The sequence below is a fragment of the Burkholderia mayonis genome (genome assembly GCF_001523745.2).
In the GTDB taxonomy this organism is placed as follows: Bacteria; Pseudomonadota; Gammaproteobacteria; order Burkholderiales; family Burkholderiaceae; genus Burkholderia; species Burkholderia mayonis.
In genome coordinates, this window is the sequence record NZ_CP013386.1 from 1,264,005 (window position 1) to 1,286,138 (window position 22,134).

At 66.3% G+C, this 22,134-nt stretch carries 21 protein-coding genes and 1 pseudogene; 10 read left to right on the forward strand and 12 right to left on the reverse strand.

What is annotated here, in order from left to right:
* Position 1: 1 nt before the first annotated feature.
* Complete coding sequence (gene cyoA / locus WS70_RS06350) at positions 2 to 892, reverse strand: ubiquinol oxidase subunit II (protein ID WP_108033904.1); 891 nt, start codon at positions 890 to 892, stop codon at positions 2 to 4.
* A 397-nt stretch (positions 893 to 1,289) separates the two neighbouring features.
* Here cyoA and WS70_RS06360 point away from each other — a divergent pair, with 397 nt between their 5' ends.
* A complete protein-coding gene (locus WS70_RS06360) occupies positions 1,290 to 1,703 on the forward strand; it encodes a bacteriohemerythrin (protein ID WP_059596547.1) in 414 nt (137 codons plus the stop codon).
* Between the two features lie 146 nt (positions 1,704 to 1,849).
* Here the strand turns inward: WS70_RS06360 and WS70_RS06365 are convergent, their stop codons facing one another.
* Positions 1,850 to 2,335 carry an RrF2 family transcriptional regulator gene (locus WS70_RS06365; protein ID WP_059473875.1) on the reverse strand — a complete coding sequence of 162 codons (486 nt, stop codon included), beginning with the start codon at positions 2,333 to 2,335 and terminating at the stop codon, positions 1,850 to 1,852.
* A 121-nt stretch (positions 2,336 to 2,456) separates the two neighbouring features.
* Between WS70_RS06365 and WS70_RS06370 the strand changes: the two are divergent.
* A pseudogene (locus tag WS70_RS06370) lies at positions 2,457 to 2,824 on the forward strand (DUF2249 domain-containing protein).
* Between the two features lie 233 nt (positions 2,825 to 3,057).
* Here WS70_RS06370 and sufT read toward each other — a convergent pair.
* The 7 genes from sufT to WS70_RS06410 form a co-directional block, all read right to left on the reverse strand.
* Complete coding sequence (gene sufT / locus WS70_RS06375) at positions 3,058 to 3,603, reverse strand: putative Fe-S cluster assembly protein SufT (protein WP_059473873.1); 546 nt, start codon at positions 3,601 to 3,603, stop codon at positions 3,058 to 3,060.
* Positions 3,600 to 4,091: a Fe-S cluster assembly sulfur transfer protein SufU gene (gene sufU, locus WS70_RS06380; RefSeq protein WP_059473872.1), complete on the reverse strand. Its 492-nt coding sequence runs from the start codon at positions 4,089 to 4,091 to the stop codon at positions 3,600 to 3,602. Before sufU ends, sufT begins: the two co-directional genes overlap by 4 nt.
* Positions 4,088 to 5,326: an aminotransferase class V-fold PLP-dependent enzyme gene (locus tag WS70_RS06385; RefSeq protein WP_059596545.1), complete on the reverse strand. Its 1,239-nt coding sequence runs from the start codon at positions 5,324 to 5,326 to the stop codon at positions 4,088 to 4,090. Before WS70_RS06385 ends, sufU begins: the two co-directional genes overlap by 4 nt.
* Positions 5,319 to 6,551 carry a SufD family Fe-S cluster assembly protein gene (locus WS70_RS06390; RefSeq protein WP_059596544.1) on the reverse strand — a complete coding sequence of 411 codons (1,233 nt, stop codon included), beginning with the start codon at positions 6,549 to 6,551 and terminating at the stop codon, positions 5,319 to 5,321. The genes WS70_RS06385 and WS70_RS06390 overlap by 8 nt, the downstream gene beginning before the upstream one ends.
* A 4-nt stretch (positions 6,552 to 6,555) precedes the next feature.
* Positions 6,556 to 7,326 carry a Fe-S cluster assembly ATPase SufC gene (sufC, locus tag WS70_RS06395; RefSeq protein ID WP_059596543.1) on the reverse strand — a complete coding sequence of 257 codons (771 nt, stop codon included), beginning with the start codon at positions 7,324 to 7,326 and terminating at the stop codon, positions 6,556 to 6,558.
* Between the two features lie 30 nt (positions 7,327 to 7,356).
* Positions 7,357 to 8,811, reverse strand: coding sequence for a Fe-S cluster assembly protein SufB (sufB, locus tag WS70_RS06400; RefSeq protein WP_059473868.1), 1,455 nt, complete (start codon positions 8,809 to 8,811; stop codon positions 7,357 to 7,359).
* A 453-nt stretch (positions 8,812 to 9,264) separates the two neighbouring features.
* Positions 9,265 to 10,461, reverse strand: coding sequence for an NnrS family protein (locus WS70_RS06410; RefSeq protein ID WP_059596542.1), 1,197 nt, complete (start codon positions 10,459 to 10,461; stop codon positions 9,265 to 9,267).
* Positions 10,462 to 11,035: 574 nt separating this feature from the next.
* Between WS70_RS06410 and WS70_RS06415 the strand changes: the two genes are divergently transcribed.
* The 3 genes from WS70_RS06415 to WS70_RS06425 all read left to right on the forward strand — a co-directional run bounded on the left by WS70_RS06415 (position 11,036) and on the right by WS70_RS06425 (position 15,272).
* A complete protein-coding gene (locus WS70_RS06415) occupies positions 11,036 to 12,970 on the forward strand; it encodes a methyl-accepting chemotaxis protein (RefSeq protein WP_059596541.1) in 1,935 nt (644 codons plus the stop codon).
* 148 nt (positions 12,971 to 13,118) lie between these two features.
* Positions 13,119 to 14,570, forward strand: coding sequence for an oxygen-independent coproporphyrinogen III oxidase (gene hemN / locus WS70_RS06420; protein ID WP_059596540.1), 1,452 nt, complete (start codon positions 13,119 to 13,121; stop codon positions 14,568 to 14,570).
* A 12-nt stretch (positions 14,571 to 14,582) separates the two neighbouring features.
* The gene (locus WS70_RS06425) at positions 14,583 to 15,272 is read left to right on the forward strand and encodes a Crp/Fnr family transcriptional regulator (protein ID WP_059596539.1); all 690 of its coding nucleotides are present in this window, start codon (positions 14,583 to 14,585) and stop codon (positions 15,270 to 15,272) included.
* Here WS70_RS06425 and WS70_RS06430 read toward each other — a convergent pair.
* The gene (locus WS70_RS06430) at positions 15,249 to 16,565 is read right to left on the reverse strand and encodes a hypothetical protein (protein ID WP_059596538.1); all 1,317 of its coding nucleotides are present in this window, start codon (positions 16,563 to 16,565) and stop codon (positions 15,249 to 15,251) included. The genes WS70_RS06425 and WS70_RS06430 overlap by 24 nt on opposite strands.
* A 232-nt stretch (positions 16,566 to 16,797) precedes the next feature.
* Between WS70_RS06430 and WS70_RS06440 the strand changes: the two genes are divergently transcribed.
* The 5 genes from WS70_RS06440 to WS70_RS06465 all read left to right on the forward strand — a co-directional run bounded on the left by WS70_RS06440 (position 16,798) and on the right by WS70_RS06465 (position 21,079).
* The gene (locus WS70_RS06440) at positions 16,798 to 18,009 is read left to right on the forward strand and encodes an NAD(P)H-dependent flavin oxidoreductase (protein WP_059596537.1); all 1,212 of its coding nucleotides are present in this window, start codon (positions 16,798 to 16,800) and stop codon (positions 18,007 to 18,009) included.
* Between the two features lie 88 nt (positions 18,010 to 18,097).
* Complete coding sequence (gene ubiU, locus WS70_RS06450) at positions 18,098 to 19,132, forward strand: ubiquinone anaerobic biosynthesis protein UbiU (protein WP_059473860.1); 1,035 nt, start codon at positions 18,098 to 18,100, stop codon at positions 19,130 to 19,132.
* A gap of 40 nt (positions 19,133 to 19,172) precedes the next feature.
* Positions 19,173 to 20,060, forward strand: a complete 888-nt coding sequence (locus tag WS70_RS06455) for a U32 family peptidase (RefSeq protein WP_059596536.1) — start codon at positions 19,173 to 19,175, stop codon at positions 20,058 to 20,060.
* Between the two features lie 55 nt (positions 20,061 to 20,115).
* Positions 20,116 to 20,595, forward strand: coding sequence for a ubiquinone anaerobic biosynthesis accessory factor UbiT (gene ubiT / locus WS70_RS06460; RefSeq protein WP_059473858.1), 480 nt, complete (start codon positions 20,116 to 20,118; stop codon positions 20,593 to 20,595).
* Between the two features lie 43 nt (positions 20,596 to 20,638).
* Entirely contained in the window at positions 20,639 to 21,079 is a 441-nt protein-coding gene (locus WS70_RS06465) for a putative zinc-binding protein (protein ID WP_059473857.1), read from the forward strand.
* A 106-nt stretch (positions 21,080 to 21,185) separates the two neighbouring features.
* Here WS70_RS06465 and WS70_RS06470 read toward each other — a convergent pair whose 3' ends face one another.
* Positions 21,186 to 21,905 (reverse strand): anaerobic ribonucleoside-triphosphate reductase activating protein, encoded by a 720-nt coding sequence (locus WS70_RS06470; protein ID WP_059473856.1) that lies wholly within the window; start codon positions 21,903 to 21,905, stop codon positions 21,186 to 21,188.
* Positions 21,906 to 21,921: 16 nt separating this feature from the next.
* Positions 21,922 to 22,134: an anaerobic ribonucleoside-triphosphate reductase gene (gene nrdD, locus WS70_RS33420; RefSeq protein ID WP_082716550.1), complete on the reverse strand. Its 213-nt coding sequence runs from the start codon at positions 22,132 to 22,134 to the stop codon at positions 21,922 to 21,924.

Sequence of the window (22,134 nt, forward strand, 5' to 3'; positions counted from 1 at the left end):
GTTACCCCTTCGTCCGACAGGCGGCGTCCGTCAGATCGAGGACGTTGCCGTTGTTGTACTTCGCGATGATGTTGTTGAACAGCCGGGGATCGACCGTCGAGTAGTAGCGCACCGGCTGCTTCTCGCTCGGTTGCGCGAGCTGGCTGTACGCGGTCATGTCGAGCCGGTCCGACGACGCGCGCACCTTCGCGACCCACGCGTCGAACGCGTCGCGCGGCGTCGCGAGCGTGCGGAACTTCATGTCGGAAAAGCCGCGGCCGCTGTAATTCGCGGAAATGCCGGCGAAATCGCCCGGCTCGTCGGCGATCAGATGCAGGCGCGTCTGCATGCCGGCCATCGCGTAGACCTGCGTGCCGAGCTGCGGGATGAAGAACGAGTTCATCACCGCGTCGGACGTGATCCGGAAATTGACTGGCGTGCCGACCGGCACCGCCAGTTGGTTCACCGAAGCAATGCCGAGATCCGGATAGACGAACAGCCACTTCCAGTCGAGCGCGACGACCTCGACGTCGATCGGCTTCACCGACGATTCGAGCGGCCGGTACGGATCGAGCTCGTGCGTGGTCTTCCACGTGAGGATGCCGAGGAACAGGATGATCAGCGACGGCACCGTCCAGATGACGATCTCGATCGCGGTGGAATGCGCCCACTTCGGCGCGTAGGTCGCGTTGCGGTTCGACGCGCGGTAGCGCCACGCGAAGAGCAGCGTCAGGAAGATCACCGGCACGACGACGATCAGCATCGCCCACGTCGACGTCGCGATCAGCGACTTCTCCGCGGCGCCGACCGCGCCTTTCGGATCGAGCACGTGCAGTTCGCTGCATCCGGAAAGACCTGCGACGAGCCCTAATCGCAAGATCGCGGACGTTCTACTCGTAATTCTTCGGACCATGACATTCGCCTGAGTGTGTGATGAAGCGGGCTTGTGAGACGTCGAAACGCCTTCGTCGAACTTGATGCGACATCCAGTCGCTTTGGCGGCGGAATTTAGCGGAATTTCGAGAGGCTCATGTTGACGATTCGCAAACAACCAGTAAGGCGGGGTCTTGATGTTTGTTCAGACGGGCTCAACGCGTGACGAAAATGCGCATCTGAAAGGCGGTTCGAATGGAAAAAAACGACGCGGCGCGCGCTCGCTGCGACCGCCGTCGACAGTCGCGCACAGCCCGAAAAGCTTGTGCTGAATCAACGGCAACGAAGATTGGCGAGCGAAAGGCCCGAGCGGCATGTACCTTCGAAGACGCGATCTGTCAGGTCGCCCCTGAGTCACACACCACTTCCGTTCTTCGATGCAAGACCTCTCACCCGAGCTGAAACTCGACGATCCGTTCGTCGACGCCGTTCATACGGAATTCGTCCAGCTGCTCGATGCGGCCGCGCGTGCGGACGACGCGCATTTCCTGCAGGCGTTCGACGCCTGGATCGATCACTGCCGGCAGCACTTCGAACGCGAAGAGCGCTGGATGGCGAGCACGAAGTTCGGGCCGCAGTATTGCCATGCGTCCGATCACAACGAAGTGCTGAAGGTAGCGGCGGCGGTGCGCGACAAGGTCGCGCGCGACGCGCAGTTCGAACTGGGCCGCCGGCTGCTGGCGGAGGTAGCGGAGTGGTTCGATTATCACGTCAGGACGATGGACTCGATGATGGTCGCTCACCTGAAGATGCTCAATTTCGCGATGACGGACGAGCAGACCGAAGTCTGACGCGGCTCCGCCGATCGCAGCGCGGCGGCGCGGAGACGACGAACGGAAGCGGGCGCGGTTGCGGCGGGCTCGGCCGCGCAACGATTGGGCGTCGCATTCGCTCGAGCGCGATGCGCGTCGCTCGTCCGTCTCCGGACGCACGCCCGTCATCGCGTTCGCGCAGCGCTCTTCGCCGGCATCGCGATCGCGAACTCATGCAGCTTCTCGGCGGCGCTCAATCCGTTCTTCGCCGGCGGGCCGACGAGATCGGCGAGCGTCGCGCCGTCCAGTTCCTTGAAGTACGCGCGCAGTGCGCTGTCGAGCAGCCGCTCGAGCCGGCATTTCGCCGCGAGCATGCAAGTGTTCGTGTGCCGGTCGAAGCACTCGACGAGACGAAAGTCGGTTTCGGATGCGCGGATCACGTCGCCGATGCCGATGCGCCCGGGCGGCAGCGCAAGTCGCACGCCGCCGCCGCGGCCGCGCGTCGTCTCGAGCGTGCCCTGGCGCGCGAGGCTGTTGACGATTTTCGTCAGGTGATTCTTCGACACGTTGTGGCGCTCGGCGAGTTCGGCGATCGTGATGAGTCGGTCCGGATTCGACGCGCAGTACATCAGCACGCGCAACGTGTAGTCCGTGTATTCAGAGAGTCGCATACGTGGCAAAAAGATGCATGTCTTGCGCTGCTATTGAGGGTGGCGCGATATAACATGCGCAATACATGCACGTTATATCGCTAACCGATGCATGTTGCAAGCCGGGTGATCGCCGACGGCAATTCCCGGCGGGCGGCGAGCGTTCCGCATCGGCCCCGCGCCGCATCCCTGTCCTTTTTCAAGAGCCATGTCATGACCGAGCAGTACGCGTCCATCATCGACGTTCGTAGGATTCCTCATCACAGGCGCCACGCACTGATCTTCGGCACCTTCGACGCATTGCCCGACGGCGAAGCATTGCAGCTCATCAACGATCACGATCCGAAGCCGCTTTATTACCAGCTCGAGGAGCGTGCGGCCGATGCGTTCGAATGAACCTATCTGGAGGCCGGGCCGTCGCAGTGGCGCGTGCAGATCGCGAAGCGCGACGGCGCGTTCGGGCACGACGCGGGCGACAGTTGCTGTTCGGGCGGCGGCTGCGGCGGTTGAATCGCGTGCTGCGACGTCCGGCCTGCGTGTCGCGTCGCATCGCGTCGCTGCGGCGGACCGGGGGCGGGCATCGGTGTGTCGTGCGGCCCACCATGCTCCCGCGCGAAGCGGCATCGTTTCGCCTGGCTTCGAAGCCGTCGATCCCGATAGAGAAAACGCCCGCGAGCGCGGGCGGGAAGATGCGAGCGATCGGCTTCAGCGTTTCGTCACTTCATTGCGACGGCGCTTTCGCATCAGAGACCGAGCATCAGCATCGCCGTCTCCGACAGTCGCGAGCGATTCCACGGCGGATCGAACACCATGTCGACGTTGACCTCGCCGACGAACGGCAGCGCGAGCACCTTGTCGGCGACTTCTTCGGCGAGCGCTTCGCCCATTCCGCAGCCGGGCGCCGTCAACGTCATCGTGATCGACACACGCAGTCGATCGTGCTCGGCGGGCTCGATCGTGCACGCGTAGATGAGGCCGAGCTCGACGATGTCGACCGGAATCTCCGGGTCGTAACAGGTCTTTAGCGTCTGCCAGATGAACGCTCCGGCTTCGTCCGGCGAGACGTCGTCCGGCGCGTCGATCGTCTCGGGCGGAATCCGGCCGATCGCGTCCGCATCCGCGCCGCGCAGCCGCACCGTCTGGCCGCCGGCGACGAGCGTGAAGTTCGTACCGAGCGCCTGCGTCACTTCGGCGATCGTGCCCGCCGGAATGTCGAGCGGCGCGCCGGACGGCACGCATTCGACGGCGACCGCTCGTTGCACGACGACGGTTTCTTTCGGTTGTCTCATGATGTATGCGACTCCTGATCGAACGAAGCGGCCGCGGGCGTGCCGAGCGCGTGCGCGAGCGCATGCCAGCCGAGCAGCGCGCATTTGATCCGGCTCGGATAGCGCTGCACGGCGACGAAGCTCGCGAGCTTGCCGAGATACGCTTCGTCGTGCTCGGCCTGGCCCGTCAGCACCGCGCGGAATCGCTGCTGCAACTGCCGAGCGGCTTCGATGTCGCGACCGATCACGGCCTCCGTCATCATCGACGCGGACGCGATGCAGATCGCGCAGCCGTGGCCGTCGAAGCGGATGTCGCCGATCCGGCCGCCTTCGATGCGCAACTGCACCTTCAGGTCGTCGCCGCATTGCGGATTGTGTCCGCGCGCTTCGTGCGTCGGATCGCCGAGCTTGCCGAAGTGACGCGGCGCACGCTTGTGCTCGACGATGAGCTCCTGATAGAGCGTGCTTTGCGCGTCGGTGGGCGCAGCGGGGGAGGAAGTCGAATTCATCGCAATACCTTCAGTGCTTGCGCGACGGCGGCCACGAGACGCTCGACCTCGTCGTGCGTGTTGTAGAGCGCGAACGACGCGCGCGTCGTCGGCCCGCAGCCGAGCCGCTCGAGAAGCGGCTGCGCGCAGTGGTAGCCCGTGCGCACCGCGATGCCGCGCTCGTCGAGCAATGTGCCGATGTCGTGCGGATGCGCGCCGTCGGCGACGAACGACACGATCGCCGACGATGCATGCTCGGCGAGCACGGTCACGCCGTCGAGCGCCGCGAGGCCCGCGGCCGCGTGATCGCGCAGCGCGCGCACGTGCGCGTCGATCGTCGCATGGCCGATTTCGTCGATGTAATCGGCGGCGGCCGCCATCCCGACGACGCCCTCGACGTTCGGCGTGCCGCCTTCGAGCCGCGCCGGCAATGCGTCGAATATCGCGTCCGTTTCGCCGACCCAGCTCACCATGTCGCCGCCGAAGCGCAGCGGGACGAGTTGCTCGAGCGCGTCACGGCGGCCGGCGAGCGCGCCCGTTCCCATCGGCCCGTACATCTTGTGGCCGGAGAACGCGACGAAGTCGCACGCGAGCGTCGACAGATCCGGTACTTCGTGGCCGACCGCCTGCGCCGCGTCGAGCACCGTCAGCGCGCCCGCCGCGCGCGCGGCCGCGAGCAGCGCTTCGTACGGCGGCCGCTCGCCCGTCGCGTTCGAGCAGGCCGTGACCGCGAACACGCGGGTGCGCGGCGTCAGCAATCGTTCGAAATCCTTCACATGCAGACGGCCTTGCGGATCGGCGTGGAGGATCCGCAATCGCGCGCCGCAGCGGCGCGCGGCCATCTGCCACGGCACGAGGTTCGCGTGATGCTCGAGCGCGCTGACGACGATCTCGTCGCCTTCGCGCAGCACCGCGGGCGCGTGGCCCGGAAGCGACAGGCCTTGCGCGACGAGATTCAGCGCGTCGGTCGTGCCGGACGTGAAGACGAGCAGGTGATCGGCGCCGGCGCCGACGAAGCGCGTCAGCGTCTCCCGCGCACGCTCGTACGCGTCGGTCGCGCGCTGGCTCAGCGTATGGACGCCGCGATGAATGTTCGCGCGATCGCGCTCGCCGAAGCGGCGCATCGCGGCGAGGACGGACTGCGGCATCTGCGTCGTCGCCGCGTTGTCGAGATAGACGAGCGGCACGCCGTTGATGCGCTGCGCGAGCGCCGGAAACGCGCTCGCCATCGTGGAGGAGCGCAGCATGTCACCCATGATGGCTCTCCGGTTGTTCAGCGAGGTGCCGTGCGACTTCGCGTGCGAGCAGCGCGTCGCCGCCGAGCGTCTCCAGTATGCCGGGCGTGTCGATGCCGCGCGCGAGCGCCGCGCGCGCCATCCCGGCGACGATCATCGCCAGCGCGCCGCGCTGATCGAGGCCGCGCTGGCATGCGTAGAAGAGCGCGTCGTCGGGCAATGCGCCCCACGTCGCGCCGTGCGCCGCCTGCACGTCGTCGTGATGGATCTCGAGATGCGGTCGCAGCACGACGCGCGGCTCGCCGCTCGTCGGAATGCCGCTCAGACGCTGCCGAAGGTCGGCGCCCGACGCGCCTGCCGCAATCGACGAAAACGCGTTCGCGACGATCTGAGCGTCGCCGCTCGCGAGCGCGAGCGTATCGATCGAGCTTTGCGTGTGCGCTGCGGCGTGTGCAGCGCACACTTGCTGCTCGAGCTTCGCGCGTGCCGATGCGAACAGCACGCCGGACGCGCGCGCGAGCGCGCGTTCGCCGCGCAGGTCGAGCACGGTGCGCTGCAGGTGGTAGTCGCTGCCCGCGCCAAGCAGCGATTGCCGATATTGCGCATCGCGCTCGAGCCGGACGTGCACGTGATGCGCGATCCGGTCGTGCGCGCCGGGCGTCGCGATGCGCAGATGGTCGAGCGACGCGCCGGCGCCGAGCCGGACGTACGCATGCAAATTCTGCGTGATGGGGCCGTTCCGGCCCGCGAGATCGTGCTCGTGCGACTCGATTAGCATGCAGTGCGCGCTGGGCAGCACGTCGATCACGACGAGCGGCGCTTCGACGCCCGCGTGCGGCTGCAGCCGAAGCTGCAGCATCGTCGGCGTGCGGCGCGCCGGCCCGCTGCCGACGCGCAGACGCAGACCCGCTTCGCATAGCGCGCGATGCGCCCAGAAAAACGGTGCGGCGTCGTCGCCGGGTTGCGTCGGCAGACCCTCGAATAGCGCGGCGCGCTCGGCAGGGTCGGCGGCGCTCAGCCAGCATGCATCGACATGCTCGAGCGAGCCGGAACCGACGGGTGCGAGCATCCAGCCGGCGCGTGCGGCGGGCAGATCGGTCGCGTGTGCGCCGTGAACGTTGTCGCCGAGCCACGCATCGGCGGCGGGCGGCGGCAGATGACGGAACGATTCGGCGCGGCGGGAGATCCAGCCGTGTGCCGACAATTGGCGGCGGGCGGCGAGCCTGTCGGTGTCTGTCGTCGTCATCGCGTCAGGCCTCCACGAGCGCGTCGGAGCGAACGAAACCCTTTGCGGCGATCTCGCGCGCGAGGCCGAGATCGCCGGATTCGACGATGCGGCCGCGATCGAGCAGCAGTACGGCGTCGGGCGCGAGCGACTCGATCATCTGCAGATAATGCGACACGATCACGAACGCGGCGCCTTGCTCACGCAGCCGGCCGATGAGATCGATCGCCGCGCGCACGCCGTCGACGTCCATCCCCGAGTCGATCTCGTCGAGCATCGCGAGCCGCGGGCGCAGCAGCGCGAGCTGCAGCAGCTCGTTGCGCTTGCGCTCGCCGCCCGAGAAACCTTCGTTCATCGAACGATTGAGCATCGCATCGGACAAGCCGACGCGCGTGGCGGCCGCGCGCGCCTCGCCGAGAAAATCGACCGCATCGAGCGCGCTATCGCCGCGCGCCTCGCGCATCGCGTTGAGTGCGGTACGGATGAAGAGACTGTTCTTTACGCCGGGAATGTCGGGCGGCGCCTGGAATGACAGGAACAGGCCGGCGCGCGCGCGGTCCTGCACGCTCATCGCGAGCAGGTCCTGCCCGGCGAATCGCGCGCGGCCGCGCGCGACGCGATACGCCGGATGGCCCGCGAGCGTCATGCCGAGCGTGCTCTTGCCGCTGCCGTTCGCGCCCATCAGCACGACGAGCGCGCCTGCCGGCACGTCGAGCGACACCGATTGCAGCACGCGGCGCTCGGCGACGTCGACGCTCATGTCGGATACCTGCAGCAGGGGTTCGGATTGATTCATGGTTCTTCCTCGGTTCGCCACGTTTGGAGATCAGCCGACGGCGCCTTCGAGCGACACCGCGAGCAACGCCTTCGCTTCGAGTGCGAATTCCATCGGCAGTGCTTCGAGCACGGCCTGGCAGAAGCCGCCGACGATGAGCGCCGTCGCTTCCTGCGGATCGATGCCGCGCTGCTGGCAATAGAAGAGGCGGTCTTCTGAGATGCGCGTCGTCGTCGCCTCGTGTTCGACGACGGCGTCGCGGCGTGCGCTCTCGATGTACGGGAACGTGTGCGCGCCGCACTGCGGGCCGATCAGCAGCGAATCGCACTGTGTGTGGTTGCGCGCGCCCGCGGCGCTGCGTGCGACGCGCACGAGGCCGCGATAGCTGTTCTGGGCGCGGCCGGCGCTGATCCCCTTCGACACGATCCGGCTGCGGGTATTGCGGCCAAGGTGGATCATCTTCGTGCCGGTATCGGCCTGCTGGCAGTGGTTCGATACGGCGATCGAATGGAATTCGCCGCTCGATTCGTCGCCGCGCAGCACGACGCTCGGATACTTCCACGTGATCGCGGATCCCGTTTCGATCTGCGTCCACGCGATGTGCGAGCGCGCACCCGCGCAGAGTCCGCGCTTCGTCACGAAGTTGTAGATGCCGCCGATGCCGCGCTCGTCGCCCGGATACCAGTTCTGCACGGTCGAATACTTGATGTGCGCGCCGTCGTGCGCGACGAGCTCGACGACGGCCGCATGCAGCTGATGCTCGTCGCGCTGCGGCGCGGTGCAGCCTTCGAGATAGCTGACGTGGCTGCCGGGCTCGGCGATGATCAGCGTCCGTTCAAACTGGCTGGTGTTCTGCGCGTTGATCCGGAAGTACGAGGACAGTTCCATCGGACAGCGCACGCCTTCCGGCACGTAGACGAACGAGCCGTCGGAGAACACGGCGGAATTCATCGCCGCGTAGAAATTGTCGGTGGGCGGCACCACGGTGCCGAGATAGCGCTCGATCAGCTCGGGATGATGTTCGACCGCGTGCGAGAACGAACAGAAGATCACGCCCGCTTCGGCGAGTTGCTCGCGAAACGTCGTGCCGACCGACACCGAGTCGAACACCGCGTCGACCGCGACGCCGGCGAGCCGCGCGCGCTCGTGCAGCGGCACGTTGAGTTTTTCGTAGGTCTCGAGCAGCTTCGGATCGACGTCGTCGAGGCTCTTCGGTCGGTTCTTCAGCGATTTCGGCGCCGAATAGTACGACTGCGCCTGGAAGTCGATCGGCGCGATGCGCAGCTTGCCCCAATCGGGCGGCGACATCGTCAGCCAGCGCCCGAACGCGGCGAGCCGCCATTTCAGCAGGAATTCCGGTTCGCGCTTGCGGCGCGAAATCTCGCGGACGACGTTCTCGTCGAGACCGGGCGGCAGCGAGTCGGATTCGATGTCGGTCACGAATCCGTGCCGATACGATTGTTCGAGCGCTCGTGCGAGCGGTATGGCTTGGTCGACGTTGGGCATGGGCGAATCCGTGTAGCGCAGGGCGGCCGCGACGATGCGGTTCGGAACGGAACGCGGGACGCGGCTCGGTTCGGTTTGGAATCTAATTGCTGTATATGGTATGCATCTATTTGGCGAGCCGCAAGTGATCGAGCGGAGACCCTGTTTCGAGTCGTGTCTTTACGACCTGAAAGTGAGATGCGAGGCGGAGCCGGATTGCGCGCGTCACGGGCCGTGTCTCGTCAACGTGCTACCGCGACGGACGGCAACACGCTCGGGATATACGCTAGCGCGACGCGGTTTCTCGCAGGGCGTCGAAGCTGAGCTGGATCAGATCGAAAAACGTTCGAAGCCCGTCTCGATCGGAACGCGTGTCTCTCATCGTTCGATCGATGCGCAAGCGGCATTCGACGCCCGCTCTGCTGCAGCCGAACCGTGCGGATGTCACGAGTCGGGCCGCGACGAATCGACGGTTCAACCCGCCTTGCCGTCGATGCGCGACGACGTCAGGAAGCCGGTGTAGCGCAGCCCATATGCGGCGAACGCCGCCACCCAGCACGCACCCGCCAGATCGACCCAGACGCTCGTCGCATCGGGCGCGAGCCACGGCCCGAACACGCGCACGAGCGCGGCCGCGATCAGCAGCCAGTAGCACACGATCTCGGTCGGCCCGGCGCGCAGCGGCCGGCCCGTGTGCCCGAGCGCGGTGCGCGTGATCATCGCGACGATCGCGCAGCCGATCACGCCGACCGTCAGCGCATGAATCGCGAGCGAGTGCGGCGCGACGTCGAGCGCGGCAAGCGCGAGCATCGCGAAGCCGATCGGCACCCACGCATACGCGACATGCAGGATCCACAGGATAGGCCGTGCGCCGACGCGCCAGGAGCGCCAGCCGACGACGCGCATCGCGTGCAGCGCGGCCGCCGCGAACGCGATCGCGGCGACGAGCGAGGTGGGCAAGTTCGTCGCATCCGCGCAGAGCGCGAGTACGGTGACGGGCGCGGCCAACGTCTCGACGAATTTCCAGCGCTTCACCGCGAAGCCGGGAACTGCGTTCATCGTGAACGTCGGAACGATGCGCCCCCCGATCACGACGACGAACAGCATGATGAAGCCGACGGCCGCATATGCAGCCTGCAGCGCGCGATCGAAGCGTTCGTGCGCGGCCCACCAATGAAAGAGCATGTTCAGCATACCGAATAGAAAGAGTGCGATGGTCAGGAATACGTTGCGATAGTTGCGCGCGGCGAGCAGCACGCGCAACAGAATGACCGCGGTGATCGGCAGGAATGCGGAGTCGACGAAGGCGGCGAGCGGTTCGGGGCCCGCCCAGACGAGAAGGCGGCCGGCCGCCCACAGCAGCCACAGCGCGGCGAGCTGCGCGCCATGCGGCGTATCGCACGACGTCCACGCGCGGATCGCCGTGAGCAGAAAGCCGGCGATGATCGCGGTCGAGAAGCCGAACACCATCTCGTGCACATGCCAGACGAGGCCGTTCATGCCGGGCGTCCGGCCGGCGATCGGATAGCCGTGCAGCGACGCGAGCCAGAGCGCGACCGAGACGGCCCCGAAATACGCGCCGCCGAGGTAGAACGGCCGGAATCCGAGCCGCAGCACCGGCAGGCCGGCGGGCTGTCGAGTCGGTTGATGGGTCGCGAGAGGGATCTTCACGTTGGCGCTCCGTTTAAGATGTATTTGCGATGTATCTTAGTGTGTGAATCGATGCAGGTCCAACGTTTGTGCGCGGGTTAGTGCGCGGGTTAGTGCGCGGCGACGGGTCGCGATTTCGCGGTAGTCGCGAGCGATGCGGGCAGCCGAAGACGACTGGGCCTGAACGGCACGGCCCCGGACATGCACGATGCAGCGACGGCGCGCCGGCGTTCGTCGGCATCGCGCGTTGCCGGAATCCCACATCGAGCGCCGTTTTTGATCTGCATCAAACGATGATCGGGGACACCGAGCATTAGCGCGTTCGCGGCATAGCGACGCATGGCGCGGCCGGCGTCGCGTCGGATGCGCGCAAATGACGCGGTGTGCGCAAAGTTCCGAAGCATGTACGTGTCGCTGACGTGCTTCGCGCCGCCGCCGACAACGGCTTCGGTCGCGCGCGGCGCAATTTGTACGATGCGGTGAAATTTTCGATGCCGATATCCGATGATTGATTTTATTCAAGTCTCGGGCCGATCGATCCGTATACAGCACTGAGGCCGATACGGTCGTCTCATCACATCGAAAAGGGGCAGGAATGAGCAAGCAATTATTTGGACCTGGAATGCGCGTGATGGCGCACTTGAAATTGCCCAGGAAGCTCGCGATTCTCGCCGTGCTGTTCATGGTGCCGCTCGTCGCGGCGCTCTATGCGACGCTCGCCACCGCGCTTCACGCGTATGCGACGACGCAGAGCGAACGCGACGGCATCACGATCCTCGAAACGACGCAGGATCTGCTGAAAGCGGTGCAGATGCGGCGCGGCGCGGGCGCGTCGGTGCTCGCGGGCAACGACGCGATGCGCGCGAAGTTCGCTGCGGCGAACGCAACCGCGGATCGCTTCGCGTCGACCTTGAAGCAGCAGGTGCGCGGCACCGGCAGATTCGACGTCGTCGCGCCGGTCGACGCGCTCGCGAGCCAATATGCGAAGGCGGCGGCGGGCGGACTCGATAGGCCCGCCGCTGAGTTTTTTAATTCGCATACCGAAGTCATACACTCGATCTTCCTGTTCGAGAAGGACCTCGCGGTCGCGTCGCAGTTGGGCGTTGATCCGGATGCATCGAGCTATCACCTGATCGACTCGGTGCTGTTCGTGCTGCCGGGCGCCGCCGAGACTGTCGGCGTGCTGCGTGGCAAGGGTTCGGCCGCGCTGAGCGGCGGCTCGTTCGGCGACGCCGACAAGCGTGAACTCGCGGCGCGCGCAATGGGCCTCGCCGAGCAGATGAGCGTGATCCGTCATCATCTCGAGCGGATGAAAGCGGGGCTCGGCGGCAGCGGCGGCGCGCACGCGCTGGACGGTGTCGATCTCGGCGCGGTCGCGGCATTTCAGCGCACCGTGGCGTCGCTCGCGGGCGGCGACGCGGCGATCGACGCGAAAACATACTTCCAGCGAGGCACCGACGCGATCGATGCGCTATACCGCACGCACGGCGTGCTCGCACAGCAATTGCGCGAGCGCCTCGCCGAGCGCGCGCACGCTGAGCAGACGAAGGTGATCGCGGTCATGGCGCTGAGCGTCGCGCTCGTCGCGTGCGCGCTGTATCTCTTCGTCGCGTTCGCGATGTCGACGCACGACGACGTCGCGCAATTGTCCGGCTGCATGCGCGCGGCCGGCGACGGCGATCTGCGCGCGCGTCTCGAGGTGCGCGGGAGCGACGAATTCGCGTTCATCAAGGACGGCTTTAACGCGCTGCTCGACGTCTGGGCGCAGACGCTGACCGAGACGCGTCGCGTCGCGGATTCCGTGATGGTCGGCAGCCAGCAGATCGCGGCCGGCAATCTCGACTTGTCGGGCCGCACCGAGACGCAGGCGGCGTCGCTCGAGGAGACGGCTGCGAGCATGGAAGAGCTGACGTCGACGGTGCGCCACACCGCGTCGAACGCGTCGCATGCGAGCTCGCTGAGCGCCGAGGCGTCCGAACGCGCGGCGGACACCGGTCGGATCATGGGGCGTGCGGTGTCGCTGATGACGAAGATTCACGACAGCTCGAACAAGATGGCGGAGATCGTGTCGGTGATCGAAGGCATCGCGTTCCAGACCAACATTCTCGCGCTGAACGCGGCCGTCGAGGCGGCGCGCGCGGGCGAGCAGGGCAAGGGCTTCGCGGTCGTCGCGGGCGAGGTGCGTGCGCTCGCGCATCGCAGCGCGACCGCGGCAAAGGACGTGAAGGAGCTGATTCACGAGTCGATCAGACACGTGACCGACGGCTCGTCGCTGTTCAAGCGTGCGGACGATGCGATCCACAGCGTGAACGCGTCGATCCGCAGCGTCGACACCGTGGTCAACGAAATCGCGAAGGCGTCCGAGCAGCAGAGCGAGGGGATCGAGCAGGTCAATGCGGCGATCACGCAAATGGACGAAGTGACGCAGCGCAACGCGGCGCTCGTCGAGGAGTCGGCGGCAGCAAGCGCGTCGCTGCGCGAACAGGCCGAACACATGGGACAGCTCGTCGGGCGCTTCGTGCTCGCGTAGCGGACGGTCAGCCCATCAGCGTACACGTGCGCCGCGCCGCAAGCGGCGCGCGTGCAACGTCGGAGGTTGATTTGCATCAAGTCCATCCGTGCCGCTCGCCTGACAATGGAACGCCGGCGTTTCGCGCGGCATGCCAGGGTACAAGCAGATGGACATCACGACGCATTCGAACGACGGCACGGATACGACCGCGCCCGCTCCCCACCACGACGTGTCCGCGTTCGCGGACGTTCAGATTTCCGAAGCGCTGATCCGGCGCTTCGATCGCCAAGGGCCGCGCTACACGTCGTATCCGACGGCCGACCGGTTTTCCGATACATTCGACGAGAGCGCGTACCGCGAGCATCTTGCACGCCGCGCGACGGCCGAGCGCAATCCGCCGTTGTCGGTTTATCTGCACCTGCCGTTCTGCGAGTCGCTCTGCTACTTCTGCGCGTGCAACAAGATCGTCACGCAGGACCATAGCCGGACGAGCGCTTACGTCGACTACCTGATCCGTGAAATGGAGCTTGTCGCGCCGCATCTCGGCCGCGACCGCGTGACGACGCAACTGCATCTCGGCGGCGGCACGCCGACGTTCTTCGCGATCGGCGAGCTCGCGCGCCTGATGCGTGCGCTGCGCAGCCACTTCGATTTCGCGCCGCACGCGGAGCTCGGCGTCGAGATCGATCCGCGCACGGTCGACGAGCAGACGCTGCAGGCGCTCGCGGAGCTCGGTTTCAATCGGACGAGCTTCGGCGTGCAGGATTTCGATCCGTCCGTTCAGGAAGCGGTGCATCGCATCCAGCCGCTGCCGATGGTCGAGCGCGCGCTCGCCGCGAGCCGAGCGTCCGGCTTCGAGTCGATCAACATCGATCTGATCTACGGACTGCCGCGGCAGACGCCCGCGAGCTTCTCGCGCACGCTCGACGAGGTGATCCGGCTGTCGCCCGATCGCATCGCGGTCTACAACTACGCGCATCTGCCGAGCCGCTTCAAGGCCCAGCGCCTGATCGTCGAGCCGGAGCTGCCGCTCGCCGAGGATCGGCTGCGCATCTTCATCGAATCGATGCGGCGGCTGCTCGATGCGGGATACGTATACATCGGGCTCGACCATTTTGCGAAGCCGACCGACGAGCTGAGCAACGCGTTGCGCGAACGCAGTCTCCATCGCAATTTCCAGGGCTATACGACGCAGGCCGAATGCGATCTGATCGGCTTCGGCATCTCGGCGATCGGCAAGGTCGGCGCATCGTACAGCCAATCGACGCGCTCGCTGAAGACGTACTACCGCCATCTCGACGCCGGACGTCTGCCGATCGAGCGCGGCTTCGCGCTGACGCCCGACGATCTGCTGCGGCGCGACGTCATCATGATGGCGATGTGCAGCATGCCGCTCGATTTCGCCGCGATCGGCCGCAAACACGGCATCGACTTCGCACGGCATTTCGCGCCCGAGCTCGCGCAGCTCGAGCCCTATCGCGAAGCGGGCCTGCTGACGATCGACGCCGACCGAATCGCCATTACGCCGAAGGGGCGCATGTTCGTGCGCGCGATCGGCATGGTGTTCGACGGCTATCTCGGCCGGCCCGCTTCGGCGTCCTATTCGAAGCTGATCTAGTCAGGGGGCGTGATGAAAGAAAGCAAGATTCCCGTACAGGACTTCCTCTCGAAATTGCCGCTTTTCAGCGCGCTTTCGCGCGGCGAGCTCGACCATCTCGCGCGCGGCACGATGCGCGTGCAGGCGCCGCGCGGGCAGACGGTGTTCAGCCGCGGCGATTCGTGCGGCGGTTTCCACATGATCGTCTACGGCCAGATCAAGCTGAGTTCGTTCTCGCCGCTCGGGATCGAGAAGATCGTGCGTCTGCTCGGGCCGGGCGACAGTTTCGGCGAAGCGGTGATGTTCATGGACAAGCCGTACGCGGTGACGGCGAAGGCGCTTACCGACACGCTGCTGCTGCACGTGACGAAGGCCGCCGTGATCGAGGAGCTCGATCACAATCCGGTGTTCGCGCGCAGGATGCTCGCGAGCCTCAGCATGCGGCTGCATCAGTTGGTTGTCGACGTCGAGACGTATTCGCTGCGCTCGGGTACGCAGCGCGTGATCAGCTATCTGCTTGAACAGACCGACGTGCCCGCGGAGTCCGGCTTGCAGATTCGCCTAGAGACGGGCAAGAAGGCGATCGCGTCGCGGCTGAATCTCACGCCGGAGCATTTCTCGCGCGTGCTGCGCGATCTGTGCACGCGTGAGCTCGTCGTCGTCAACGGCCGCGACATCTTCATTCCCGACGTGAGCCGTCTACGCTCGGAGATGCAGTATTGACGCGATTCGCCGCCGGACTTGCGCGTAGCGCCGCAGCGCGCCGAGCATGTTGACGGCGAGCCAGCCGGTCGACACGCCGAGCGCGACGGCGGCCGGCCGCGCGAATGCGCCGGGTGTTACGCTCGCGGCGACGAGCAGCAGCAGCGCCACGACGTGCACGAAGAATTGCCGGCGGGCGATGCGGTCCGGCAGCATGTCCTTGACCTTCGGCAGCGCGGGGATGGCGTTCGCACTCGACTTCTGCGCGTGATACCACAGCAGGAACGGGATGATCTTGTAGAGCATGCCGTTGATTGCCGACCATGCGCCGCCCATCATCAGCAGCACGCCGGTCGTCACCGCGACGTCGCGGCCGCCGATGCCCGCATGCGCGATCCAGAGCAGACCGCCGCATCCGACGCTTGCCGTCGCGGTGCGCCAGAACAGCGTCGTCGTATCGGCGTCGGTGCGCTTGCGGGACCACAGCAGACGGAACGTCAGCGCTGCGAATGCCGCGTACGCCGCATATAGCGCGATTCGGATCGCATCGGCGGCGAAGCCGACGCGGCCGGCAAAACCGAGCGCGACGATCGACGCCGCGCCGAGCAGCGCGAACACGCAGGGGCCGAGGCAGCGCGTGATGATGCGCGGATAGGGTTCGGTCACCTGGAACATCGGGATGAGCTGGTATGAGATGCCGATCGTCAGCAGCCCGACCCATCCGGCGAGCCCCCAGGTCGCGTGCAGATCGACGCGCGCGATCGAGAAGAAGGGCAGACGCCAGCCGAGCGCGAGCCCGAGCGATACGCCGAGCGCGATGGTCGCCGCGAGGGCGGTCAACGCGAGGCGCACGGTGCGCAGCACGCTCGCAGCGCCTGCCGGCATGCGCCGCCAGTGGCGCGCGAAGCCGATCCCGCATGCGAGCGCGAACCAGAGGAACGCCGCACTGAGCATGAGCGCGGCGGGCGCGAACAACGCAGGCGCCGCGCACGCGAACGCCGCCGCGAGCAGCAGCGTGCCGAGCGTCAGGCATGCGTGGATCGCGGTCGCACTCGCGACGGGCGACGCGATCCGGATGCCGGCCGCGACGGACATGATCTGGATCATCGCGCCGATCATCGTCGTCGCGAGCATGCCGAGCGCGCACAGATGCGCGAGCGCGAGCGCATACGGCGACCACCGCGACGCGAACGCATCCGGTCCGGCCCACAGCAGCACGCCTGCCGCGACGATCGCGAACAGCGGCGCGCTGATGAAGAAGCGCAGCGGTGCGCTCAGCGCGGGGGAATGGTCGAGTTCGAGTTTGCGCTGCATGTCGGAGAGGATGCCGGCCGAGCGCGGCGTCGAGAACGTGCGCGGCGGCCGTTTCGCACGGCCGCGACACGAAGGCGCGGCGACGCGACGCGGTCATGTTTCGGTATTCTGATCATAACCCCGGTCCGGGTCGCGGCCCGGACAGAGATCTTGACGCGGATTAAGGCGACGGAAACGGGTTCGGCCGCACACTTATGCACCGGGCGTAAGCCGCCCCTTTCAGGAATTCGCCGTGTCCGCCGTCAAAACCGCATTCGAAAATCTCGTGATCAAGGGCAGATCGTTGCTGCCGATTGTGCAGGGCGGGATGGGCGTCGGCGTGTCCGCGCGTCGGCTCGCCGGCACCGTCGCGTCGCTCGGCGCGTGCGGCACGATCTCGAGTGTCGACCTGCGTCGACATCACCCCGATCTGATGGCGCGCACCGGCCGCTCGCGCGACCGCGCGCTCATCGATGCGGCGAATCTCGAAGCGCTGGATCGCGAGGTCCGTGCGGCGAAGTCGCTCGCGAACGGCAGCGGACTCGTCGCCGTCAACGTGATGCGCGCGTTGTCCGAGTATGCGCCGTACGTGCGGCAGTCGTGCGAGAGTGGCGCGCATGCGGTCGTCGTCGGCGCGGGCCTGCCGCTCGACTTGCCGGAGCTGACCGCCGATTTTCCCGACGTCGCGCTGATTCCGATCCTGTCGGATGCACGCGGGATCGGGCTCGTGCTGAAGAAGTGGATGCGCAAGAACCGTCTGCCCGACGCCGTCGTCATCGAGAATCCGCGCTACGCGGCGGGTCATCTCGGCGCGCCGACGACGGACAGCCTGAGCAATCCGAATTTCGCATTTCCCGCCGTGCTGGAAGGCACGTTCGAACTGTTCAAGGAACTCGGCATCGAGCGTGAACGCATTCCGCTCATCGCGGCGGGCGGCATCCACAGCCATGAGCAGGTGCGGCAACTGTTCGCGCTCGGCGCGAGCGCGGCGCAGCTCGGCACGCCGTTCGCCGTGACGGAAGAAGGCGACGCGCATCCGAACTTCAAGAAGATGCTCGTCGAAGCGGGACCCGACGACATCGTCACGTTCATGAGCGTCGCGGGCTTGCCCGCGCGTGCGGTGCGCACCCCGTGGCTCACGAACTATCTGGAACGGGAAAAGAAGTTTCAGCGCGCGGCGAAGCCACGCAAGTGCCTGGTCGGCTTCGACTGCCTGCAGCAATGCGGATTGCGCGACGGCATCGCGAAGCAAGGCCAGTTCTGCATCGATACGCGGCTCGCGTTCGCACTCGCGGGCGACATCAAGCGCGGCCTGTTCTTTCGCGGCTCGGAAACGCTGCCGTTCGGTCACGAGATCCGTTCCGCGCGCGAGCTGATCGACTATCTGCTGACGGGCGCGAAGCCCGCAGTCGCCGTAGCCGAAACGCCCGAGTCGGCGCATGTGCCGCTGCCCGCGCTGGGTTGACGGCGCTTCGATCCGGGCGATGTCCATTCCCGCCGCTCGACGGCATGCCGCGAGCGGTTTCTCCTCTCATTGATGGAGCCGTCACGCTATGACGCAAAGCAGTCACTCCGCGACCGACGCCGCGCAAATCGAACTGGTGTGTCCCGCGGGCAGCCTGCCCGCGCTGAAGGCCGCCGTCGACAACGGCGCAGACTGCGTGTACCTCGGCTTTCGCGACGCGACGAACGCACGCAACTTCGCGGGCCTGAACTTCGATGCGCAGGCGATCGACACCGGCATCCGTTACGCGCACGATCGCGGCCGCAAGGTGCTCGTCGCGCTCAACACGTATCCGCAGCCTGACGGCTGGACGGCTTGGCAGGAGGCGGTCGGCCGCGCGGCGGACGCGGGCGTCGACGCGATCATCGTCGCCGATCCGGGGCTCATGCGCTTCGCGCACCGGCGCTATCCGGAACTTCGGCTGCATCTGTCGGTGCAGGGCTCTGCGACGAACTACGAGGCGATCAATTTCTATCACGAGCACTTCGGCATCGCGCGCGCGGTGTTGCCGCGCGTGCTGTCGCTTACGCAGGTCGAGCAGGTTGCCGGGAATACGCCGGTCGAGATCGAGGTGTTCGGCTTCGGCAGCCTGTGCGTGATGGTCGAGGGGCGTTGCGCGCTGTCGTCGTACGCGACGGGCGAATCGCCGAACACGCGGGGCGTGTGCTCGCCCGCTAAATCGGTGCGCTGGCAGAAGACGCCGGACGGCCTCGAGTCGCGGCTGAACGGCGTGCTGATCGACCGTTACGCGGACGGCGAGAACGCCGGCTATCCGACGCTTTGCAAAGGGCGCTTCACGGTCGAGGACGAAAGCTACTACGCGATCGAGGAGCCGACGAGCCTGAACACGCTCGAGCTGCTGCCGAAGCTGATGCAGATCGGCGTGCGCGCGATCAAGATCGAAGGGCGGCAGCGCAGTCCCGCATACGTCGCGCAAGTGACGCGCGTGTGGCGCGACGCGATCGATCAGTGTGCGGCGAACCTCGCGCGCTACTACGTGAAGCCCGCCTGGATGACGGAATTGAACAAGGTCGCGGAAGGGCAGCAGCATACGCTCGGCGCCTATCACCGGCCATGGAAATGAAACGCATGACGGCGCATGCCTGAATGCGGGAGCGAGGATCATGAAAATTGCTTTGGGGCCGGTGCAGTACTACTGGCCGCGCGTCGCGACGATGCAGTTCTATCAGGCGATGTCGGAGACGCCCGTCGACATCGTCTATCTCGGCGAGACGGTTTGTTCGCGCCGTCACGAATTGCGCTTCGCGGACTGGCTCGAGATCGCCGACATGCTGGCCGCGGCCGGCAAGGAGGTCGTGCTGTCGACACAAGTGCTGCTGGAATCGGGCCGCGATCTGAAGACGATGCGCGAGATCGTCGAGAACGGCCGCTATCTGGTCGAGACGAACGACATGGGCGCCGTGCGCTGCAACGCGCCGCGCGCGTTCGTCGCGGGACCGTGGCTCAACGTCTACAACCCGCCGACGCTCGCGATGCTCGCGGAGCTCGGCGCACGCCGCTGGGTGATGCCGCCCGAGATGAGCGAAGCGGGTCTCGCGAAGATGCAAGCCGAGCGGCCGGAGCATCTGCAGACCGAAGTGTTCGCCTACGGGCGCATTCCGCTTGCGTTCTCCGCACGCTGCTTTACCGCGAGGAATCGCAATTTTCCGAAGGACAACTGCCAGTACGTGTGCATGGAGCATCCGGACGGCTTGCCGCTGCACACGCGCGAAGGCGAGCCGTTCCTCGTGCTCAACGGCATCTCGACGCAGTCCGCGCGCGTCTACAATCTGATCGACGAGCTCGACGCGCTGCGTGCGCTGAACGTCGACGTCGTGAGGTTGAGTCCGCAATCGCAGCACATGGCCGGCGTGATCGACGCGTTCCACGGCGTCCTGAACGGCCGCACGAGTATGCGCGACGCGCTCGCGGCGCTGGACGAGCGGATGCCGGAGACGTCGTGCAACGGCTACTGGCACGGCAAGCCGGGCCTCGAGCGCGTCGCGCATTGAAGCCGCGGCGCGGCATGCGCCGCGCCGCTTTCGATTGGTTTGTGAGGAATCCGCGATGAATGCCCCGATCTATCAATTGCCGCCCGCGCTCGGCAAGCTGCTGTCGACATTGCCCGCGTATCCGGGGTCGATGCTGCTCGCGGGCGGGATCAATCTCGTGCTGCGCAAGCACTTGCCCGCGGAGACGCTTGCGTTGCTGGAGAATCGTCCGCTGCGCATCCAGGTGAAGGATGCGGGTATCGCATTCGATTTCGTCTGCCGGCGCGGCGCGTTCTCGCCGCTGCCCGGCCGCGGCGACGTCGACCTGACGATCGGCGCGACTGCCTACGATTTCTATCTGCTGTCGCAGCGCCGCGAGGACCCGGACACATTGTTCTTCAGCCGGCGCCTGACGATGGAAGGCGATACCGAACTCGGACTGCTCGTGAAGAACTCGCTCGACGCGATCGACCTGTCGGTGTTTTCGCTCGAACAATGGTTACCGACGCGGCTGTTCCGCCAGCGGCCGATCGAGCGCAGCGGAATGCCCGACTGACCTGCGCGCGCGAACCGGGCAGACAGCCGATCAAGAGAACGGGATGAAGAACGAAACGAAAACGCTGCCGCTCGTCTATTCCTGCTCGGGATGTTCGAACGTCGCGCAACTCGCGAATCACGTCGCGGTGCGGCTCGACCGCGGCGGCGACGCGGAGATGTCGTGCATTGCGGGCATCGGTGGCGACGTGCCGTCGCTACTGAAGGTCGCGCATTCGGGCCGGCCGATTCTCGTGATCGACGGCTGCCTGCTCGTATGCGCGAAGAGGAGCCTCGAGCGGCACGGGATCGTTCCGGATGCGCATCTGCAACTCGGCGAGCATGGCGTCAGGAAGCGTTTTCACGAGGATTTCGATCCGGACGATGCGAATCGCGTTCTTTCGCTTGCACGGCGCGAGGCGTTGAAGCTTGCGCAACACGAGCCCGAGCCGGCGCGCGTCGACATGGGCGCCGACATCGACGCCGAACTGCACGACAAAGTTTGATCCATGCCGAGCGAAGTGCGGTCGGCTCGTCAGCTTTCCGAATCGATCGGCAATCGAGCGGCGGCAGCGATGCGTCGCCGTCGCCACTGAACGCGCGCCGGCCGATTCAACCGCGCCGAATCGAAAAATTCACAAATAGACGATCGAGCCGCCCGAGCAGCGCGTCGCTCGGATAGCCGGCGAGCGACGCCGCATTCAGCGTACCGTCGTCGCATCCTTGTGTGCGGAACACTTGCAGCACGTAATTCTCGACGCCGAGATCCGCGAGCTCGTGCGCGATGCGCAGCAGCGCCGGCTCGGGCAGCAGGTCGGGATGCGCGGTCGTCCGGCATTCGTACGCGACGCGGCTTGCGAGCACCGCTTCGAGGCTTTGTCGCGCATGGCCGCCGCTCGCGCGTACGCGCGTCGTGCGCGCGTAGTCGTCGAACGGCGCCTTCACGTCGAGTCCGATCCAGTCGAGCGACGGCAGCAGATGCGCGAGCCGCCTCGGATGCGTGCCCGCGCTATGCATGCCGACCTTGAATCCGAGCCGTTTGACGTCGTCGATCGACGCGGCGAGCGACGGATCGATCGACGGCTCGCCGCCGCTGAACACGACCGCATCGATCAGGCCGACCCGGCGCGCAAGGAACGCGAGCAGCGCGTCCCATTCGAATTCGGCCGGTTGCGAGCGCGCCTGAAGGTGCGGATTGTGGCAATACCCGCAGCGCCACGGACAGCCCTGCACGAACACGACCGCTGCGAACTGGCCGGGATAATCGGTCGCGGTGAACGGGACGAGCCCGCCCACCTTGAGCGGATGACGCCGGGCGAGAGCGAGATTCATCGCGCGAGCGGTGAGCTTACGCCGCGGCGCGCAGCGCGACTTCGCCGGACTCGCGTTCGCGGAAGTACTGGCGCTCGTGGAATTCGCCTTTCTTGCCGACGTTGAACGACGACACGGGACGGTGGTAGCCCATCACGCGGGTCCAGATCTCGCACGGTTGACGCTCGTCGTCGGACAGCGAGATCGCGGCAAGGGCGGTTGGGTTGTTGGCTTGCAGTGTCGTCATGAT

Coding starts and splice junctions, on each gene's coding strand:
- cyoA (WP_108033904.1), bottom strand. CDS start 892: ATGGTCCGAAGAATTACGAGTAGAACGTCCGCGATCTTGCGATTAGGG.
- WS70_RS06360 (WP_059596547.1), top strand. CDS start 1,290: ATGCAAGACCTCTCACCCGAGCTGAAACTCGACGATCCGTTCGTCGAC.
- WS70_RS06365 (WP_059473875.1), bottom strand. CDS start 2,335: ATGCGACTCTCTGAATACACGGACTACACGTTGCGCGTGCTGATGTAC.
- sufT (WP_059473873.1), bottom strand. CDS start 3,603: ATGAGACAACCGAAAGAAACCGTCGTCGTGCAACGAGCGGTCGCCGTC.
- sufU (WP_059473872.1), bottom strand. CDS start 4,091: ATGAATTCGACTTCCTCCCCCGCTGCGCCCACCGACGCGCAAAGCACG.
- WS70_RS06385 (WP_059596545.1), bottom strand. CDS start 5,326: ATGGGTGACATGCTGCGCTCCTCCACGATGGCGAGCGCGTTTCCGGCG.
- WS70_RS06390 (WP_059596544.1), bottom strand. CDS start 6,551: ATGACGACGACAGACACCGACAGGCTCGCCGCCCGCCGCCAATTGTCG.
- sufC (WP_059596543.1), bottom strand. CDS start 7,326: ATGAATCAATCCGAACCCCTGCTGCAGGTATCCGACATGAGCGTCGAC.
- sufB (WP_059473868.1), bottom strand. CDS start 8,811: ATGCCCAACGTCGACCAAGCCATACCGCTCGCACGAGCGCTCGAACAA.
- WS70_RS06415 (WP_059596541.1), top strand. CDS start 11,036: ATGAGCAAGCAATTATTTGGACCTGGAATGCGCGTGATGGCGCACTTG.
- hemN (WP_059596540.1), top strand. CDS start 13,119: ATGGACATCACGACGCATTCGAACGACGGCACGGATACGACCGCGCCC.
- WS70_RS06425 (WP_059596539.1), top strand. CDS start 14,583: ATGAAAGAAAGCAAGATTCCCGTACAGGACTTCCTCTCGAAATTGCCG.
- WS70_RS06430 (WP_059596538.1), bottom strand. CDS start 16,565: ATGCAGCGCAAACTCGAACTCGACCATTCCCCCGCGCTGAGCGCACCG.
- ubiU (WP_059473860.1), top strand. CDS start 18,098: ATGACGCAAAGCAGTCACTCCGCGACCGACGCCGCGCAAATCGAACTG.
- WS70_RS06455 (WP_059596536.1), top strand. CDS start 19,173: ATGAAAATTGCTTTGGGGCCGGTGCAGTACTACTGGCCGCGCGTCGCG.
- ubiT (WP_059473858.1), top strand. CDS start 20,116: ATGAATGCCCCGATCTATCAATTGCCGCCCGCGCTCGGCAAGCTGCTG.
- WS70_RS06465 (WP_059473857.1), top strand. CDS start 20,639: ATGAAGAACGAAACGAAAACGCTGCCGCTCGTCTATTCCTGCTCGGGA.
- WS70_RS06470 (WP_059473856.1), bottom strand. CDS start 21,905: ATGAATCTCGCTCTCGCCCGGCGTCATCCGCTCAAGGTGGGCGGGCTC.